At 71.3% G+C, this 17,635-nt stretch carries 16 protein-coding genes; 6 read left to right on the top strand and 10 right to left on the bottom strand.

Annotated elements, in window-relative coordinates:
• Positions 1–57: 57 nt before the first annotated feature.
• Together OG552_RS30775 and OG552_RS30770 are read left to right on the top strand one after the other, a co-directional pair.
• Complete coding sequence (locus OG552_RS30775) at positions 58–822, top strand: helix-turn-helix transcriptional regulator (protein ID WP_329138464.1); 765 nt, start codon at positions 58–60, stop codon at positions 820–822.
• Between the two features lie 122 nt (positions 823–944).
• On the top strand, positions 945–1,268 hold the full coding sequence (locus OG552_RS30770) for a hypothetical protein (protein ID WP_329138463.1): 324 nt from the start codon (positions 945–947) through the stop codon (positions 1,266–1,268).
• A 16-nt stretch (positions 1,269–1,284) separates the two neighbouring features.
• Here the strand turns inward: OG552_RS30770 and OG552_RS30765 are convergent, their stop codons facing one another.
• A complete protein-coding gene (locus OG552_RS30765; RefSeq protein ID WP_329138461.1) occupies positions 1,285–2,217 on the bottom strand; it encodes a helix-turn-helix domain-containing protein in 933 nt (310 codons plus the stop codon).
• 179 nt (positions 2,218–2,396) lie between these two features.
• Between OG552_RS30765 and OG552_RS30760 the strand changes: the two genes are divergently transcribed.
• Entirely contained in the window at positions 2,397–3,434 is a 1,038-nt protein-coding gene (locus tag OG552_RS30760; RefSeq protein WP_329138459.1) for a zinc-binding dehydrogenase, read from the top strand.
• A 133-nt stretch (positions 3,435–3,567) separates the two neighbouring features.
• On the opposite strand, the gene OG552_RS30755 is transcribed toward OG552_RS30760, so the two are convergent.
• The 7 genes from OG552_RS30755 to OG552_RS30725 form a co-directional block, all read right to left on the bottom strand.
• Complete coding sequence (locus OG552_RS30755) at positions 3,568–5,244, bottom strand: radical SAM protein (RefSeq protein WP_329138457.1); 1,677 nt, start codon at positions 5,242–5,244, stop codon at positions 3,568–3,570.
• Positions 5,245–5,282: 38 nt separating this feature from the next.
• Complete coding sequence (locus tag OG552_RS30750; RefSeq protein WP_329138455.1) at positions 5,283–6,758, bottom strand: MFS transporter; 1,476 nt, start codon at positions 6,756–6,758, stop codon at positions 5,283–5,285.
• The gene (locus OG552_RS30745; RefSeq protein ID WP_329138453.1) at positions 6,755–7,489 is read right to left on the bottom strand and encodes a TIGR04283 family arsenosugar biosynthesis glycosyltransferase; all 735 of its coding nucleotides are present in this window, start codon (positions 7,487–7,489) and stop codon (positions 6,755–6,757) included. The genes OG552_RS30750 and OG552_RS30745 overlap by 4 nt, the downstream gene beginning before the upstream one ends.
• A complete protein-coding gene (locus tag OG552_RS30740) occupies positions 7,486–7,824 on the bottom strand; it encodes a hypothetical protein (protein ID WP_329138451.1) in 339 nt (112 codons plus the stop codon). The genes OG552_RS30745 and OG552_RS30740 overlap by 4 nt, the downstream gene beginning before the upstream one ends.
• Positions 7,821–8,609: an MTAP family purine nucleoside phosphorylase gene (locus tag OG552_RS30735; protein ID WP_329138449.1), complete on the bottom strand. Its 789-nt coding sequence runs from the start codon at positions 8,607–8,609 to the stop codon at positions 7,821–7,823. The genes OG552_RS30740 and OG552_RS30735 overlap by 4 nt, the downstream gene beginning before the upstream one ends.
• A gap of 3 nt (positions 8,610–8,612) precedes the next feature.
• Entirely contained in the window at positions 8,613–10,037 is a 1,425-nt protein-coding gene (locus OG552_RS30730; protein ID WP_329138447.1) for a radical SAM domain-containing protein, read from the bottom strand.
• Between the two features lie 102 nt (positions 10,038–10,139).
• Entirely contained in the window at positions 10,140–11,561 is a 1,422-nt protein-coding gene (locus OG552_RS30725; protein ID WP_329138444.1) for a dihydrolipoyl dehydrogenase family protein, read from the bottom strand.
• A gap of 347 nt (positions 11,562–11,908) precedes the next feature.
• Here OG552_RS30725 and OG552_RS30720 point away from each other — a divergent pair, with 347 nt between their 5' ends.
• From OG552_RS30720 to OG552_RS30710, 3 genes are all read left to right on the top strand, one after another.
• Positions 11,909–12,169, top strand: coding sequence for a hypothetical protein (locus OG552_RS30720; protein WP_329138442.1), 261 nt, complete (start codon positions 11,909–11,911; stop codon positions 12,167–12,169).
• The gene (locus tag OG552_RS30715) at positions 12,166–12,666 is read left to right on the top strand and encodes a class I SAM-dependent methyltransferase (protein WP_329138440.1); all 501 of its coding nucleotides are present in this window, start codon (positions 12,166–12,168) and stop codon (positions 12,664–12,666) included. The genes OG552_RS30720 and OG552_RS30715 overlap by 4 nt, the downstream gene beginning before the upstream one ends.
• Positions 12,667–13,615: 949 nt before the next feature.
• Positions 13,616–15,376 (top strand): IPT/TIG domain-containing protein, encoded by a 1,761-nt coding sequence (locus OG552_RS30710; RefSeq protein ID WP_329138438.1) that lies wholly within the window; start codon positions 13,616–13,618, stop codon positions 15,374–15,376.
• A gap of 403 nt (positions 15,377–15,779) precedes the next feature.
• Here OG552_RS30710 and OG552_RS30705 read toward each other — a convergent pair whose 3' ends face one another.
• Together OG552_RS30705 and OG552_RS30700 are read right to left on the bottom strand one after the other, a co-directional pair.
• Positions 15,780–16,601 carry a class I SAM-dependent methyltransferase gene (locus OG552_RS30705; protein WP_329138436.1) on the bottom strand — a complete coding sequence of 274 codons (822 nt, stop codon included), beginning with the start codon at positions 16,599–16,601 and terminating at the stop codon, positions 15,780–15,782.
• Positions 16,602–17,006: 405 nt separating this feature from the next.
• Positions 17,007–17,585 carry a TetR/AcrR family transcriptional regulator gene (locus OG552_RS30700; protein WP_329138434.1) on the bottom strand — a complete coding sequence of 193 codons (579 nt, stop codon included), beginning with the start codon at positions 17,583–17,585 and terminating at the stop codon, positions 17,007–17,009.
• Positions 17,586–17,635: the final 50 nt, after the last annotated feature.

Genomic DNA, 17,635 nt, shown 5'->3' with positions numbered 1-17,635 from the left:
ACCGCGAGCGATTCGCCGGAGCAGTCCCGGACAGCGGACAGCACGGACTCGGCACGCGTGGAAGCGACTTCGGCGACGGCGGGCCCGGCCGCCTCGCCCATCCTGTGCATTGACCGCGACACCGCCCAGGACCACGAACTGCTGCATCTGCACGCGCACCCCGAACCGATGCTCACGTGGAGTTCGACCGCGACGCTGATGGGTACCGTCGCCCGTCGTGACTGGCTGATCCCGCCCGGCTACGGGCTCTGGGTGCCCGGCGGCATCGAGCACGCCGGCGCCGTGCTGCACGCGGGCGAAATGCTGACCATCACCTTCGCCGCCGACCGCTGCCCCATCACCTGGACCGGGCCCACCTGCTTCACCGTCGGGTCACTGCTGGGCGAGATCATCACCCACTTGCATCGCATCGCTCCCGACGACCACAGCCGTCCGGCCGCCGAAGCGCTCATGTTCGAGTTGCTCACCCCGCTGCCCGCGCACCACATCCACGTCGCGATGCCCGCCGACTCCCGAGCCCGCGCGATCGCAGAACAGCTCATCGCCCACCCGGACGACCAGCGCGATCTCGCGGCCTGGGCCGATCACGTCCATGCCGGTGTGCGCACCCTGTCTCGGCTGTTCCGCGCCGAGACCGGGCTCAACTTCGCCACCTGGCGCGCCCACGTCCGTATCCGCGCCGCCATCCCGATGCTGGCCGGCGGCGTATCGGTCAACGCCACCGCCCGAGCGGTCGGCTACCGCAAACCCAGCGCGTTCATCGCCGCGTTCCGCCGGGTCACCGGCCAGACTCCGGGCACCTACCTGCCCCACCTGCGGTAGACCGGTCGCGGTGGGAACGCCGGGCCGTCACGTCGGGCGGCGTGCGAATGGCGCTGGTGTCGCCCGGTGTTGCTTCTTGAAAGCGCCGATGAAGTGGCTGCTGTCGGTGAAATGCCAGACTGGTGGGCCTGACCGCGTGGCAGGCACTGTTCGAGCACGCCGAGCCGACCGTGGGCCAGCGCGTGCTGATCAACGGCGCGGGCGGCGCGGGCGGCGGCTGCGCCGTGCAGCCGGCCAAGCAGGCCGGCGCCTTCGTGATCGCCACGGCCGGTCCGCGCGGCGGCCGGCGCGTCACGGCCGCGGGTGCGGACGAGGTCATCGACCACACGACCGCCGATGCCGTCGCGGCGGTGAGCCGGCCGGTCGACGTGGTGCTCAACCTCGCGCCGGTCGAACCGGCAGCTCGGGGCACTGTCGCCCATGGCTGCCCTTTCGTCGGCGCGTAGGACCGGAAACTGCCAGCTAGGAGCGGAGGGAGCCGGGGTCCTTGGTCTGGTGCGGCGCCGGGGCGGCCCAGCTGGCGAGGAGCTTGAATTTCTGTTCCTCGGCGGAGCCGGGCGCGGCGGTGCACACGCAGACGTGCACCACCGTCTGGACGGAGACGGACAGCTCCATCGCGTGGTAAGCCAGGCAGAGCCGGCCGACGTCGGGGTGCCGGAAGATCTTCTCGCCGCGTTTGTGGATGAGGATGTTGTACGTGGCCCATCGGGTACGGAACTCGGGGCTGAGGGTGGTCAGTTCACCGACAAGATCCTGCATCGCCCTCTCGTGCGGGTTGCGGCCGGCTTCGGCGCGCAACAACGCCACCAGGACGTCCGCGGTGACGTTCCAGTCACCGTAGAAGTCCCGCGCTCCGGGGTCGAGGAAGTGGTACCGCGCCAGATTCGCGTGCCCCCGCTCACGGGTGGTGCTGCTCTCGAAGACCGGTGCGTGCAGGGCCCGTCCCAGCGGGTTGACCGCCAGAATGTCGTGGCGCTTGTTGGCCACCATCGCGGCGGACAGCGTCATGCTCTCCAGCATCCACTGGATGTTCGGCGGCAGTTGCGGCGTCGGCTCCTCGGCGCGGGTGCGGTCGGCGGGCCGGGACGCGCGGGCCAGGTCGAACAGGTAGATCCGCTCCTCGTCGTCGAGTTGCAGTGTCCGGGCGACGGCTTCGAGGACATCCTCGGACACCCCGGTGATGTGGCCCTTCTCCAGACGCACGTACCACTCGGTGCTGACCCCCGCGAGGACGGCGACCTCCTCACGTCGCAGACCGGGGACGCGTCGCACGCCGGACACCGGCAGCCCAGCCTGTTCCGGGGTGATACGGGCACGGCGGCTGACCAGGAAGTCACGGACATCGGCACGATTCCCGGACCGGTCGGCGGGGCTGTTCTGAGGGTTGCTGGTCACGCCCACCACGGTACGCGGGCCGTCCCGGCGAAGAGAGGTTGTGTTTCTCCCCCCTATAAGCCGGACCTGTCACGCCGGTGAGAAGGGTTCTTGTATGGATCGCGGCCCGTGCAGCGGACCGGGCCGCGGACCCCGGGTACCGATCCACCCGGAATCGCCCTTCCAAGGAGCAACCCATCATGCGTGCAACCCTGCTGTACGGCGCCGGCGACGTGCGGGTCGAGGACGTCCCCGATTCCGTCCTGGCGGAGCCCACCGACGCCCTGGTCCGGATCACGGCCTCCTGCATCTGCGGCAGCGACCTGTGGCCCTACGGCACCAGGTCCGCGGACGACGGCCCGGCCCGGATGGGGCACGAGTTCATCGGCATCGTGGAGGACACCGGCTCCGAGGTCACCACGGTGAAGAAGGGTGACCTGGTCGTCGCCCCGTGGTGCATCAGCGACGGCACGTGCACCTTCTGCCGGGAGGGGCTCCACACCTCCTGTGTCCGCGGTGGCATGTGGGGCTACGGTCCTTTCGAGGGCGGCCAGGCCGAGGCGGTCCGGGTGCCCCTCGCCGACGGCACGCTGGTGAAGCTGCCCGTCGCGGCCGATTCGGCGCTGATGCCGTCCCTGCTCACGCTCTCCGACGTGTTCGGCACCGGCTACCACGCCGCGGTGGCCGGTGGCGTCACCGCCGGCTCCAGCGTCACGGTCGTCGGGGACGGGGCGGTCGGCCTGCTGGCGGTGCTGTCCGCCAAGCGGCTCGGCGCGGACCGGATCGTCCTTATGGGCCGGCACAAGGCACGTACCGACCTCGGCCGCGAATTCGGCGCCACCGACGTGATCTCCGAGCGCGGCCAGGAAGGCGTCGAACTGCTGCGCCGGCTCACCGGCGGACAGGGGACGCATGTCGTGGTGGAGGCTGTCGGCAGCCGCGCCGCCTACGACCAGGCCATCGGCGCCGTACGCCGGGGCGGCACCATCAGCCGGGTCGGTGTCCCGCAGTACGAGGAGGCCCCGATCGGCATGGGCAGTCTGTTCGTGGGCAACATCCGCCTCGCCGGCGGAGCCGCCCCCACCCGCGCCTACATCAGCGAACTCATGCCCGACATCCTCGACGGAAGGATCCAGCCCGGGAAGGTCTTCGACGTCAGCACAGACCTCCCCGGCGTCCCCGCCGGCTACCAGCAGATGGCCGACCGCAAGAGCCTCAAGGTCCTCGTCCGGCCCTGACCGCCGTCGAAGCGCCCGGCACCCGGGAACCGGCCATCGGCTCCCCGGCGAGTACACCGCGTTCACGCCGCCAGGTGATGCCGGCGCGGATCCGCGACGTGCGGTGGCATCCGGAACTCCGGGGTGACGGTGGTCAGATGGCGCAGTGGACGGGGCGGGGCAGGCTGCCGTCGGTGAGGCGGGCGGTGAAGAACCGTTCGGTGATCAGTTCCTTTCCGGCCTCCAAGGAGGTCGCGGCGGGGGCGAGGTGGAGGTCGGGGCTGGTGGCCTTGTCGGCGCCGGCGGGGTGCCAGTGCAGGCCGTCGGCGGTGACCGTCAGTTCGGGGATGCTGGAGTCGGCGCCGATGTCGACGCCGGTGCGGGAGAAGCCGCGGCGCAGCAGGGGGCGTACGGCGAAGTGGCCGGCGGGCAGCCCGAGTCCGGTCAGGAGGCGGGCGACGGCGGGGATCTCGGCGGTGTTCTCGGGGGTTTCGGTGAGGGCGACGCGTGGTGGCAGGCCGAGGTCGGTCAGGTGGCGGATGCCGTCCAGGGTGCGCTGCCAGGAGCCGGGGCCCCGGTGCAGGTCATGGGTGGCGGCGGTGGCGCCGTCCAGGGACGTCTGGACGGTGAGTTCGCGCCCCGCCAGTCCGGCGAGGCCGTCGGCTCGGTGACCGCGCAGCAGCATGGCGTTGGTCATGACGACGGTGGGCAGGCGGGCGACGGCGTGGTCGAGCAGGTCGATGATGTCCGGGTGGAGGAAGGGTTCACCGCCGGTGACGTACAGCTCGGTGAAACCGGCGTCCACCGCCTCGTCGACCAGAGCGCGCAGGGTGGCAGCGGGCAGGGTGCGCGCGGCGGCCCTGGGCGAGGAGGCGACGGCGCAGTAGTCGCAGGCCAGATTGCAGTGGAAGTTGGTGTAGAGCCACAGTCGGGACGGGAAGTAGGGCGTGCCGAACAGGGGCACGACCGGCCGTTCCCCTGCCAGGGTCCCGGCCGGGGCGGGTCCCCAGCCGTCGCCGGCGGGCGTGAAGGCCGTGGGGAGGGTGGAGCGGTAGAGGTGGTAGCGGCCCCGGGCGCGCTCGCGGGGCGGCAGGATCTCCAGGCAGGTGGTCCACCAGCCGGTCTCGATGGTCTCGGCGAAGATCTCGGGCAGTCCGGCGGCGCGCATCGAGGCGGCTTGGGCCCGCCAGTCGTAGGCCAGCGGGATGAGTTCGGCGCTCGCCCGGCCGTCGACCAGGTCGAGGAGCGCGTACCAGACCTCGCGGCGGCCGTCGTTGGCGGGCTTGCCGAGGACACCGACGTTGACGGTGAGGGTTCGGCCGGTGCGGCGCTGCCAGGGCAGTCCGCTGTGGGTGCACAGTACGACGTCGGCGCCGGAGGCTTCGGCGCGCAGGCGGTGCTCTTCCTCGGGCAGGGATGCCCACCAGAAGTCGTTGAGGGCCAGGGGTGAGCCGTGCACCATGTGCACGTCGCAGCCCGCGATGGTCTCGCGGCGCTGGGTGGGCAGTTCGCCCATCCAGGCGGCGAAGTCGCGGTTGGCGGCGGCCAGGGTGTGGTCGTAGATGATCTGGGCGTACTCGTTGTCGGCCGGGTCGCGGTAGCCGCACCCGCAGTCGGTGTCGCCACGGGCGATGGCCACGTCGTAGTTGCCCGCGACGCATTCGACGCCGTTCGCGGTCAGGATGGGCCACAGGGCGTTGATGTCTGCGCCGAAGCCGCCGAGGTCGCCGAGGCAGAACAGCCGGCGGGCGCCGCGGGCGCGGGCGTCGTCGGCGAATGCCTGGAGGGCGTAGGGGTTGGCGTAGGGGCCTCCGCATACCGCGATGCGCATGTGCTGGGGTCTCCGTGTGCTCCGGGGCAGGGGGTGGTTCAGGCGGGGTTGGGGACGGTGGCCGCCTCCAGGGGCCGGGTCGCGGCGTCGATGCCGCCGCGCAGCCTGAATATGACGATGGCGGCGACCCCTGCCAGCCAGCAGGCGACGACCAGCGAGTAGGAGGCGGTGGCGCCGATGCGGGTGGCCAGATCGGGCAGGGACAGCGTGCCCACAATGGCGCCGATCCGTCCGGCAGCCACGCAGAAACCCACTCCGGCGGCACGCAGATGGGTGGGGAACAGTTCGGTGAAGGTCGGGTACGCCGAGGTCCAGGCGGCCGTGGCGAAGCCGCTGGCGACGATGAAGGCGAGCGTCACCCACCAGGCGCTGCCGGTCGTGGTGGCCCAGGCCAGCAGCCCGACGCCGGCGGCGGCGAGGGTGTAGGAGACGGCCACCGTCCGGTGGCGTCCGAGCCGGTCGAGGACGAGCGACATCGCCAGACCTCCGGCGAGTGCCCCGATGTTGCCGACGATGAAGAAGAACGGCACCTGGGCGTGCCCGATCGCCACCTGCTTCAGGACGACCACCGACAGCAGGGCGAAGATGCCGTAGTAGCCGAACGCCTCGGACAGGTCCAGCACCGCGCCGAGCGCGAGCCGACCGCGGTGGTGGCGGGTGAGTTCACCGAGTGCCTGCCGCGGGCTCAGGGCCGTGCCGGGTGCGGTGCCCGCCGTGGGAGCCTGCGCCGCGTTCGCCGTGCCGGGTGCGGCGCCTGCCGTGGGAACCTGCGCCGCGTTCGCTGTCCCGGGTGCCCGTCCTGAGTGGGCCTCCATGCGGGCGACGATCGCCTCTGCTTCCGCGTAGCGTGCCTGAGAGGCGAGCCAGCGCGGCGATTCGGGGATGCGGCGGCGGAAGAACAGTACGACCAGGGCGAGCAGGCCGCCGCCGGCGAACAGGTAGCGCCAGGAGACGTCGTCGTTCAGGGCCAAGGTGTTCAGCAGAAGGTAGGCGAGCAGCCCGGCCAGCACGGCCCCGGCCGCCCAGAAGTTCATCACGACGGCGCCGGCCTTGCCGCGGACGCGGGCGGGCATCAGCTCGGCGATGGCCGCGTTGACGATGGCGTACTCGGCGCCGACGCCGAGGGCGGCCAGGAAACGCAGGACGTAGACGACGCCGAGCGCGGGACTGCCCGCGGTCAGGACGGTGAAAGCCGCGTACCAGAGCAGTGTGAGCACGAACAGGCGGCGCCGCCCGTACCGGTCGGCGAGGTAGCCGCCGGCCAGGGCGCCGATGAGGATGCCGGTGAGCCAGACCGCGAGGACGGCGTCCTGGGCGAAGACCGAGGCGCCGAAGTGCGCGCCCATGGGTCCGACGGCGCTGCCGAACAGTTGAACTTCGAAGGAGTCGAAGAGCCAGCCGGCGCCGAGGGCCAGCAGGATCGTGGTGTGAAGGCCGTTCCAGCGGAGTGTGTCCAGCCGGGCGGCGAGGTCGGCGCCTCTGCGGCCCGGGGAGCGGGGGTCGTCGGTCGTCACCTGTGCGCATCCCGCTGGGCGCCGGGATGCTTGCCCGGCCGCTGCCACAGCCGGGGTCCTGCGGCGTAGCGGGCGCGGATGCGTTCGGGGTCGACGCCTGCGAAGTAGAGCAGTTTCAAGTACTGCATGAAGACAATCATGCGCCAGGTTCCGTGCGCGACCAGGCGGCGCGCGGAGGCCGTGGAGGTCGCGGGCAGCAGGCGCAGGTCGCCGCGGCGGTGGAGTCTGCGGGACATCTCCAGGTCCTCCATCAGCGCGATGTCGGGGAAGCCGCCGAGTTCGTCGAAGACGCCGCGGCGGATGAACATGGCCTGGTCCCCGAAGATGTGGTGCAGGCGCCGGGCGCGGGCGTTGGAGGTCCATGCCAGATAGGTCAGGGCCGGGGTGCGCCGGTCGAAACGGATCGTCAGGCCGCCGCCCACGACGCGGGGATCGGCGAGGCAGTCCCTGATCTGGGCCAGGGCCGCCGGGGCGACGACGGTGTCGGCGTGGACGAACCACAGGACATCGCCGGTGGCACGCCGGGCGCCTTCGTTCATCTGCCGGGCCCGGCCGGGGAGTGTGCGCAGCACGGTCGCGTACCGCCGGGCCAGCGTGACGGTGGCGTCGGCGGAACCCCCGTCGACGACGATCACCTCGCAGTCCGGGAAGTCGTCGCGCAGCCGCCGCAGCGTGTCTTCGACGGTCGACTCCTCGTTCAGTACGGGAACGACGATCGACACCCGGCTCATACGTACCCCCGCTGCCCGTTCGCCCGCGGCGCGGCGGCGGTCGCCGGCGGTGGTCCTGGTTCTCCTGGTTCGGCAAGGAACGCGGCTGCGTCCATCGCTGTGTCCAAGTCCCCTGGTTTCCGCAGGGGTTCGACGGACAGTCCCCTTTCGCGGGCCTGCACCACGTCGTGCGGCTCCGGTACGGTGCGGGCGGCGGTCAGGGTGGGCGCGCCGGTTGCGATGACCCGCACAGGTCCCGCGCCGGCGGCGAGCACCGTACGGGTGGCGGCCACCGTCCGCTGCCCGAGGTGCGTGCCGCGCTGACCCAGCGGGACGGAAGGGACTCCTGCGGTCATGAAGCGAACCGGTGGACGAAGCCTGCGGCCGTCACCTCGTCCAGGCCCGGCAGGGCGTGCGTGACGAGGTCGGCGAAGATCTCCTTGCTCGCCGCCATCCGGGCCAGCAGCGCCTCGACCGGCTCGGGCTCGGGCGCGACACCGTTCGCGTGGTCCGTGACGTAGCCGACCAGGGCCAGCGGCAGTTCCGCCTCCCCTGCCAGCACCACCTCCGGGCCCGCGGTCTGGCTGACGGCGGTGACGCCCGCCGCGGCCAGGGCCGCGATCTCGGCCCTGGAGTTGAAGCGCGGTCCGTCCACGTGTCCGTACACCCCGCCGGACACGACCGGGACGCCGGTACGGGTGGCGGCGTCGAGCAGGGCCTGGCGCAGCGGCTCGCTGAAGGGGCGGTCGAAGATCCAGTGGCCGCGGCCGGCCGCGCCGGGGGTGTCGTACCAGGTGCACGGTGCGCCGTCGGGCAGCCGGTTGGCGGGGAAGTACAGGTCGTCGAAGACCACCAGCGAGCCGGGCCGCACAGAGGCGGTGACGGCGCCGCAGACGGTCAGCGACACCACGGCCCGGACTTCGCAGGCCAGCAGCGCCGCGAGGTTGGCCTTGTGGTCGACCTGGTGCGACAGTCGGTGATGGCCCGCGCCGTGCCGCGGCAACTGCACCACCTGTACGTCCTTCAGGCGGCCTTCGGTGACGGTGACCTCGCCGTGATCGGTGACCACCTGACGGGCCGCGGCTTCCTGGAGGTGGGGCCAGTCGTAGTTTCCCGAGCCGGTGATGACGCCGATGCGCATGGACTACTGCTCCTTGGTGGCGGGGCGGTTGACCGGGGTGCGTACCTCGATGACCGGCAGCAGGGTACGCAGCGCCGCGTTCTCGGCGGGGTCGAGGACGGAGTGCTGGACGCATGCCGGGACCAGGGTGCCGTTTTCCGGGTGCGCCATGGTGTAGTGACAGGCCGCGAGCCGTTCCTGGGTCTCGCGCAGCCTCGGGTCGTCGCTCGTCTCGCCGCGCTGCGTCAACTGCCACGCGGGGGCGACGTCCTTGGCGTCCATGAACTGGTGCATCACAAACGTCACCGACCGCACCCGGAAGCGGTTGCGGACCAGCCGGGTGACGCCCACCCGGCGTACCGTACGGGCCAGCCAGCCCAACGCGGCCGGCACGATGCCGGGGTGGCGGACGATCACCCGCAGCAGTCGGCCTGCCAGCAGGGCGGGCGGGGTACCGGTGAAGATGACTTTCCCGAAGTGGCGGAAGAACCCGTCGCGTACGGCCAGGTCGTGCGGGTCGTCGCCGTCGAGGAACGGGAACCACCGGTCGCCCGCGTAGAAGCCGTAAGCCGTGCGGTTGCAGCGCACATCGCCGTTGTGGAACACGTTGTAGTCCAGTCGCGTGCCGGCGCCGCGTTCGATCTCCGCCCATACCGCGTCCGGGGTCGCCTCCCGGTAGTCCTCCTTCCAGCGGCGCTCGTCACCGAGGAACGCCGCGGGCTGGAAGGAGAACAGGCCGTAGCCCAGGGCGCGGCTGTCCCGGACGACCTGCGCGATCTCGTCGAGATTGCCGGGGGTGACGGTCATGTTGTGCGCGAGGAAGGAGCGTACGCCGTGCTCGGCGCGCAGCCGGGCGAACATCTCGGCGAACCGCCGGCGGTACGGGGTCAACTCCGCTTCGCTGGCGGGGCGTTCGATGCCGCGCCGGCCGTACATGAACTTGTCGAAGTGCGCGGCGAACGACAGCCGTCCGAAGCGGGGTGTGCCGTCGTCGCCCAGTGCGAGGCGTTCGAGGTAGTCGTAGTCGAAGTCGCCGTGGGTGAAACTCATGGGTTCGCGGCCGTGCGCGCGCATGATCTCCAGGGCGGCGGCGTGGTCGTCGGGCGGCAGCAGACTCACCTCGCCGCCGATGAGCTGCGCGTGCCCGCGCGGGCCGCGCAGCCGGCGCAGAAGTCCCATCTGGGCGGCGACGTGCTCGCGGGTGTGCGCGCCGTCGACGCGCACCTGGTTGGCGTCGCGGGAGTGGTAGCAGGGGGTGCACTTCAGGTTGCACCGGGGGAAGACGCCGTGGGTGCCCTCGCAGCTGAGGCCGTGACGGCCGATGATCTGGGCCGGTGTTCTGACCGCCTCGGGCAGTTCGGCCCAGCGGGTTTCCATGGCCGCGGCGAACTCGGGGTCGTAGGGACGGGTGGCGTGTTCCAGGGCGCGCAGTGCCGCCGCGATTCCCATCAGTGCCTCTCCTGCTCTTCACGTAGGGCGGTTGTGGATCGAACGAGACGGGCTGGTCCTGCGCCATCGCGGTGAAGAGCGCGCCCGGGACGGGCCGCAGGATCATCGCCGTACCGCTCTGCGAAGCCGCAGCAGGGCTCCGGTGGCCCGGTCGGCGCGGGTCAGCCGGTCGTACACCTCACCGAGCGCGGCGTGCCAGGGGCCGTCGGTGTAGGCCGGATACGGGTGCACGGTCTCCGCGTACTGCGACGCCGTCCAGCCCAGCCGTACCGCCGCCGCCAGATGCGCGATGGTCTCTCCGGCCCGCGGCGAGACCACCGTCGCGCCGACGATCCTGCCGCGCGGGCCGAGCACGAGGGAGGTGAACCCTTCGGTGCGGCCGTCGGCGACGGCCCGGTCCACCCGGTCGTCGCCCAGGTGGCGGACCCGCGCCCGCCCGCCATGGCGTTCACGGGCCTGCTCGGCGCTCAGCCCCACCCGGGCGACCTCGGGATCGGTGAACGTCACCCACGGGACCGCCCCGTAGTCGATGGGCTGCCGCACCCCCAGCAGGGCGTCCACGGCAGCGGCCCCGCCCTGCACCCCGCCCAGATGGGTGAACGCGGAACGGCCGGTGACGTCCCCGGCGGCGTAGATCCGCGGGTTGGTGCTGCGCAGCCGGTCATCGACCCGGACCTCGCCACGCCCGGTCAGCTCCACCCCGGCCGCCTCCACACCCAGCCCGGCGGTGCGGGCGCGCCGGCCGGTCACGGCGAGCAGCACGTCGTAGGGCAGGGGATCGCCCGGTCCGTGCACCGTGCGATCGGCGACCTTCTCCGCACGGAAGCTGGTCAGCACCCGGACGCCCTCGGCCTCCAGCCGCTCCTGGACGAGTTGTGAAGCGGCGGGTTCCTCGCGCGGCAGCAGCCGGTCCAGGGCCTCCACCAGCGTCACCTTCGAGCCGAGGCGGGCGAAGGCCTGGCCCAGTTCGCAGCCGATCGCCCCGCCGCCCAGCACCACCAACCGCCCCGGCAAGGCGTCCAGGCCCCACACGGTGTCGCTGGTCAGCGGCTGCGCCTCGGCCAGCCCCGGCACGGGCACCAACACCGGGGCCGACCCGGTGGCGATCACCGCGTACCGGAAGGAGACCTCCCTTGCCGCGCCGGCCGACCCGATCGTGAGTGCGCGCGCTCCGGTGAACACGGCCTGACCGCGGGCGACCTCGACGCCGAGCGGGGCAAGCGATGCGGCGGAGTCGTGCGGCTCGATGACCGCGATCGCCTGCCGGACGTGCCGCATGGCCGCCGCGAGGTCGGCGGGACCTGATGCGGCAGCGAGCCCGTAAGCCCCCACGCGGCGGGCGGAGTGCACCTCGGCCGCCACGTGCAGCAGTGCCTTGCTGGGCACACATCCGGTCCACAGGCAGTCCCCGCCGAGCCGGTCCCGCTCGACGAGCAGCGTGCGTGCGCCCAGGCGGGCCGCAGTGCGGGCGGCCGTCAGTCCCGCGCTGCCGCCGCCGATGACCACCAGGTCGTATGCGCTCATCGTGCGAGTTCTCCGGTTCTCGGACACTGGCCGACACATTCGTAACGGGACGGCGGACGCTGTGGGGCCGCCACAGCGGTTCTGCCTTTCCCTCTCGCGCCCATCTTCTGCAGATCGTCGCCGCGCCGCCTTCTCAGCGGGTCCGGCGTGTCGCCGCACGGAAGGTCCCGGGACCCAGAAGGGTTCCCGACGGGCCCGCGGACCGCGGGTACGCGGGGCTGCGGGGCTGCGGGGCTGCGGGCTGGTCGCCCGTCAGAACGCCGCACGGCGCACGGGCGCACGGAGACACGGAGGCACGGCGCACCGGTAGGGAACGGCCCAACGGCGCATCGGTAAGGAGCAGCTCAATGGACGAACGGGACTGGCGCCGCTACCTCAGCGCTTATCACGACACGCGCTCCGGCATCACCGAGCGCCTCTTCCAGCAGGCCGACTCCTCCCCGTACACCTGGCTGGCCGAAGCACTGCGCACCGAAGCCGGCACCGTGCTCGACCTGGCCTGCGGCTCGGCGCCGACCCGCGCGGTGCTCCCGCACGAGGGCTGGATCGGCGTCGATTCCTCGGCCGGGGAGCTCGCCGAGGCCGCACGCCTCGGCCGCGGCCCTTGATCCGGGCGAGTGCGGACGCCCTACCGGTCGCTTCGGAGTCTGTCGGGGCCGTTTGCGCCGCGATGTGTCTGCCGGTCCTGACCCCACTGCCCCAGGTACTGGACGAGATCCGGCGCGTCCTGCGGCCCGGCGGAACGCTGGCGGCACTCGTGCCCTGTCAGTCGGGGCTCTCCGCGGCGGGTCTGCTCGGTTGGGCCCGGGTGATGACCAGTCTGCGTACCGTCCGCCAACCGTGGCCCAACCCGCGGGCCCGCGACGGGCTCGCGCCCCTGCTGCGCCGGTCCGGCTTCCTTGTACGGTCCGACGAGCGGCGCGTCTTCATCCTCGCGGTGGACTCGGCCGACGCCGCATCCCTACTGGTCGACGCTCTCTATCTGCCGAACCTCACCGAACGACGCGCGGAAACCGCCAAGAGGGCCCTCACCCGCTGGGCGCGCCCCGGCCGCCGGCTGGAGTTGCCGCTGCGCCGCGTCGTGGCCGCGATCCGAGCGGTCTGACAAGGACGCGGGAGCGACACTCATCCGCCACCCGCGGCGTACGGTCCTGCGGCGGCCCCATCTCCCGGCGGGCCCTCCGGCCGCGTACGCCGCTGGGCAGAGCGGTGCTCTACGGGGTCCGCGACATCGCCGCGAACACCGGCTGGGTCAACGGGGCACCGACCAGGCCACCGTCCCGCTCGCGGCCGAGCCGATCCGCCGCTGGTGGAACAGCGCGGCACAGGCCGCCTGCCCGACAGCCGCCCGGCTGCCGGCAGATCGGGAGTTCGGCCACCCCGGGCACCCGCACCCGCACCGCCTTCGCCGACCGGACCCTGGACCGTGACGGCTCGGTGGCCCTGGGCACCGGCACCATCTCCCGCCCCCGGTGGGTTCAAGCGGCGCGGGGTCCGGGTCCGCGCTGATCCTGGGGCGCGTCGTGCCGTCAGGGGTACGCCGGATGCGCCGCCGTGTCGAGCGCTCCACCGTTCGGGTGAACCCGAGTCAAGGCTATTGTCGATCGTTTCACTCTCATGGGTTAGTAGTCACATCTCTTCAGGCGAGCCGCTCATTCTCGCCGGTGGATTGCCGGTCGGCTTGCCCGCTCACCGGCCTGGACGTCAGGCCAGGCGGCGGTGGCGCTCACGGCGCCGCAACGGACTCTCTCCCACCAGATGACTTCGCAATCGCCAGTGGCGGTCCAGGCCCGCGTCTGCCGAGTTCCTGGCAACCCGCCCTCATGACCGCCCGGCAGGGCGGCGAACAACCCCGCTGAGCCCGCCTGCGGGATGACACCCCGACGCCCCCGCCGGCCCTTGCACAAGCCGGTTCCGGCCCGGGAAAAGGCATTCTCCGCCCTGCCGGCGAACCGTAATCCGTCCGTTCCGGTTCCGCTCCATACGTTCGGCCCACCGTTTCAACGCGTTCGGCTCATCGTTCTCGCTCACCTCACCCGCTCAAGGAGACAGTCATGCCCACGAAGTCCAAGCAGGAATCCGGTGGCACCCCCAAAAGCGCCCCCGCCCCCGCCGGCACCGCCACCGCACCCGCGGAAAAAGTCGCGCTTCCGGCTCCGTCCATCCACGCCCTCTCGGCAAGTCTCGTCGCCCCGGCCCCGCAGGTGATCGCCACACTCCCGGCGGGGACCAGACCGCTGGGACTGGCGACCAGCCCCCTCGGTCCACCGCTCGCCTTCGCGGCCAGCCAAGCCTCGGGCACCGTCAGCATCCTCGACACCGGAACGCTCACCATCTCCACCCCCGCGGCTCCGCTGACCGCCCCCGCTGGGGTCTCGCTCACCCCGGACAACGTGTACCTCTACGTGGCCAACAGCGGTGGCAACAGCGTCAGTGTGGTGCAGCGGAACCTCTTCGCGGTCACCAACACCATCGGGGTGGGCAAGAGCCCCTTCGGTATCCAGGTCGGCCCCGACGGCCTGTTCGCCTACGTCGCCAACCAGGACTCGAACACCGTCAGCGTCATCAGCACCGTCACCCGCGCCGTCGTCGCGACCATCCCGGTCGGGCTCAAGCCCACCTGGGTCGTGACTGCCCCCAACGACCTGGAGGTCTATGTCACCAACCAGGGCGGCAGCTCCGTCAGCGTGATCAGCACGGTCACCAACACGGTCGTGGCGACCGTCCCCGGCTTGTCGGCCCCCTACGGCGCGGCGATCACCACCGACAGCAAGTACCTGTACGTGGCCAACAGCACCGCCAACACCGTCAGCGTGATCAGCACCGCCACCCGGACGATCACCGCCACCATCCCGGTGGGCACCGCACCGTGGGGCGTGACGGTCACCCCGGACAACAGCCACGTCTACGTCGCGAACAACGGCTCCGACAACGTCAGCTACATCGACACCACCACGAACACGGTGAGCAACACCATCAGCGTCGGCCATCAGCCGACCGGGGTAGGGGTCGCCGCCAGTGGACTGACCGCCTACGTGTCCAACAGCGGCGCCAACACCGTCACCGTCCTCGCACTCATCAACATGATCAGCCCAGCAGCCGGGCCGGAAGCCGGCGGCAACATCGTGACCATCACCGGCACCAATCTGAACGGCACCACGGCGGTGAGGTTCGGCCAGGTACCCGGCACCATCATGGCGAACACACCCGCTCAGATCCTCGTGGTCGCCCCGCCCGGCGTCGGCGTCGCCCAGCTCACCGTCACCACCCCGGGAGGCACGAGCAACCCCAAACCGTACGTCTACTCGCCCGGCGGCACACTGGAAAGCCTCAGCCCCGACGCCGGCCCGACCCCCGGCCGGAACATCATCAACATCCACGGCAACAAGCTCGGCACCGCCACCCAGGTACGGTTCGGCCCAACACCCGCCGTGCCCACCGTCGTCAGCGACCAGCTCATCACCGTCACCGTCCCGCCCGCGGCCGCCCCCGGCCTGGTCCCCGTCACCGTCACGACAGCCGGCGGCGCCACCCCCGGAACCATCACCTACGCGTACATCGATCCGCCCTTCCTCAGCACCCTGAGCCCCAGCACCGGACCGGTCGCCGGCGGAAACGTCATCAACCTCTACGGTCTGAACCTGTCGACCACGGACTCGGTGACGTTCAACGGCGTACTCGTCCAGTACAGCGTCCAGTCCGACACCGTCCTGACCGTCGTCGTCCCCCCCAACCCGGCCGCCGGAACAGCCGCCGTCACCGTCAGGACCGCCTCCGGCACCACCACACTCCCCGCCGTCTACACCTACGCCTGACCCTTGCCGGACGCGTCTTGGCCGACGGTGTGAAGGACCACCGCCGAACGCGCCGCGGCTGCGACAGGACCAGTCCGTCATAGCGTCGTGCCCTCAACGGCTCCGGAGCCGTTGAGGGCACGACGCTATGACGGACTGGTTTGTGAAGAAGCCCGGGAATCCGTGAACGGAATCCCCGCCGCCTTCCAAACCCTCCGGGCCGAAGTCGACGACCTCAGAACGGCCAACAAACGGCTACGCCAGCACAACGACGAACTGTCCGAACGAAACGAGATCTACGCCCAAGTCATCCACGCTCCCGAAGACCTGGCCCTCTCATCGAGCGTCCGACTACTTCCCGACGGCGGCGCGGGAGGCTTCCGGGCCGCCTGCTCGCCCGGTGACCGCTACGGTCCCCCGGCGATCACCCATGAACTGGCTTACGGACCAACTCATAAGCGAAGCTCACCGTTTCGGTGAGCCGGCCGTCAACCGTGTGACCGCTCAGTTCGGTGGTGAGGTCGGCATCGAACTCGGCGGCGTGGCTTGCGAGCACCGAGGGCGGCAGGAAGGACGTCGACCGAATGTGCCCGGCGAGCTCACCAATCGCCCACTGGTACTCGACAGCGAACTCGTGACGTCCGGCAGGCTCGAACCCGGCCCGGGACAAAACCGCGTGGTCGGGGTCCCGCTTCCTTGCCTGGTCCCAGCCGGGCGGAACGCGGCCGGACGCCCCGAGATCGTTCTGCCATCTGCGCAGCAGGCGGTCGAGCGCCCGCTGCCAGTCGTGGGTGCCCGCCCACGGGCTGGTGGACCAGCACAGCGCGAGACAGCCACCGGGCTTCAGCCAGGTGTGAGCGCGCTCGGCAACCAGGGGGCGGCGGAGCCGGTGGAAGGCATTGCCGATGACGATCAGTTCGAAGCTCTCCGGCTCGGCACGCAATTCCTCCGCGCCGGCAGTGACCGTCCGGATCTGGGCCGCACCGGCGTCGGTCGCCTTGGCACGGACCACCTCGGTCATGCCGGGTTCGGCGTCCACAGCCCATACGTCGGCGAACCAACCGCGCAGCGGAAAGGCGAGCTGGCCGGTGCCGCATGCCAGGTCGAGCAAGCGTCCGCGCCCCGAGGGGGCTGTCCGGCGCGCGAGGTCGGCGATCATCACGTCGGGATAGGGCAGCCGGAACCTGTCGTAGTAACCGGCGGTGCCCCGATACAGATCGGGCTCGAACCTCACCTCGCCGGCCATACGACCACCATCGCACAGGGCGGCCTCACCTCGCAGGGCAGATCGATGTCCCACCGCACGCCCGCAAGGGCTGCCAGCACGCACAGTCCCACCTGCACGAGCCGGATGCAACAACCCCGAACAGCTGACAGAGGCGCCGGAGTGCGGTCCACCACGACGCGACTGCGGCAAGTCCAGCCCGGCCGGCCTTCACCGCTTCCTCAACGCCCGCCTCCTCCACGGCTCGTGGCCAGGCCGGCCACCAACAGCGTGGTCCCGCGCCGGGTCCGCGGGATGGCCAGGCGGAATCTGCTTGCTTCCTGTGGCTGGCTCGTGAGGCGTACGCCGGTCCGGCTGCGTCACGTGCGGCATAGAGGAGAACACCGTGGTCACGGCGAACCCCGGTAGGCCCGGCAGCCGGCGTGCTCAGGCGGGGAACTGGCTGCTGCGCCGCAGGCCGTCGAAGGCGATCTGGAGCATCCTGTCGCGCTGCTCGGCGCCGGCGAAGTTGACGGTGGCGTAGGCCATGACGAAGCGCATGACGTCGTCGATGTCGACGTCGGTGCGCATGAGCCCTGCTGTCTGGGCGCGTTCCAGCAGCGGCCCGCCGGCCTCGAACAGGGCCTGGATGCAGCTGCGGTAGACCGGGGAGTCGTGGTCGAGGCTGGTGGCGACGGCGCGCTTGGTCGCGACGTAGTCGACAAAGCGGTGCAGCCATTCGGTGATGGCCTTCCAGGGTTCTTGGCCGTCCAGGCTCTGGGCCGCACGGCACACCGCCTCGACCTCGGTGAGGTAGACGTTCTCCAGCAAGGACTCCCGGGTGGGGAAGTTGCGGTAAAGCGTGGCGATCCCGACCCCCACCCGGCGCGCGATCTCGTCGAGGGGGGCATCGGCCCCGTACTCGGTGAAGACCACACGGGCCGCCGCGAGCAGGCGGTCGTAATTGCGGGCCGCGTCGGCGCGGTGCGGCCGCGGTGCACGCAGGGCGCTGAGGTCGACGGGCATGGCCGGTCTCCCCTCCAGTTGAAACGGAGTGACGTTATCGGTAAAGTAAT

The organism is Streptomyces sp. NBC_01476 (genome assembly GCF_036227265.1).
GTDB lineage: Bacteria > Actinomycetota > Actinomycetes > Streptomycetales > Streptomycetaceae > Actinacidiphila.
The sequence above is the reverse complement of the archived record's forward strand: the minus strand, read 5'-3'. Positions and strand labels throughout refer to the sequence as shown.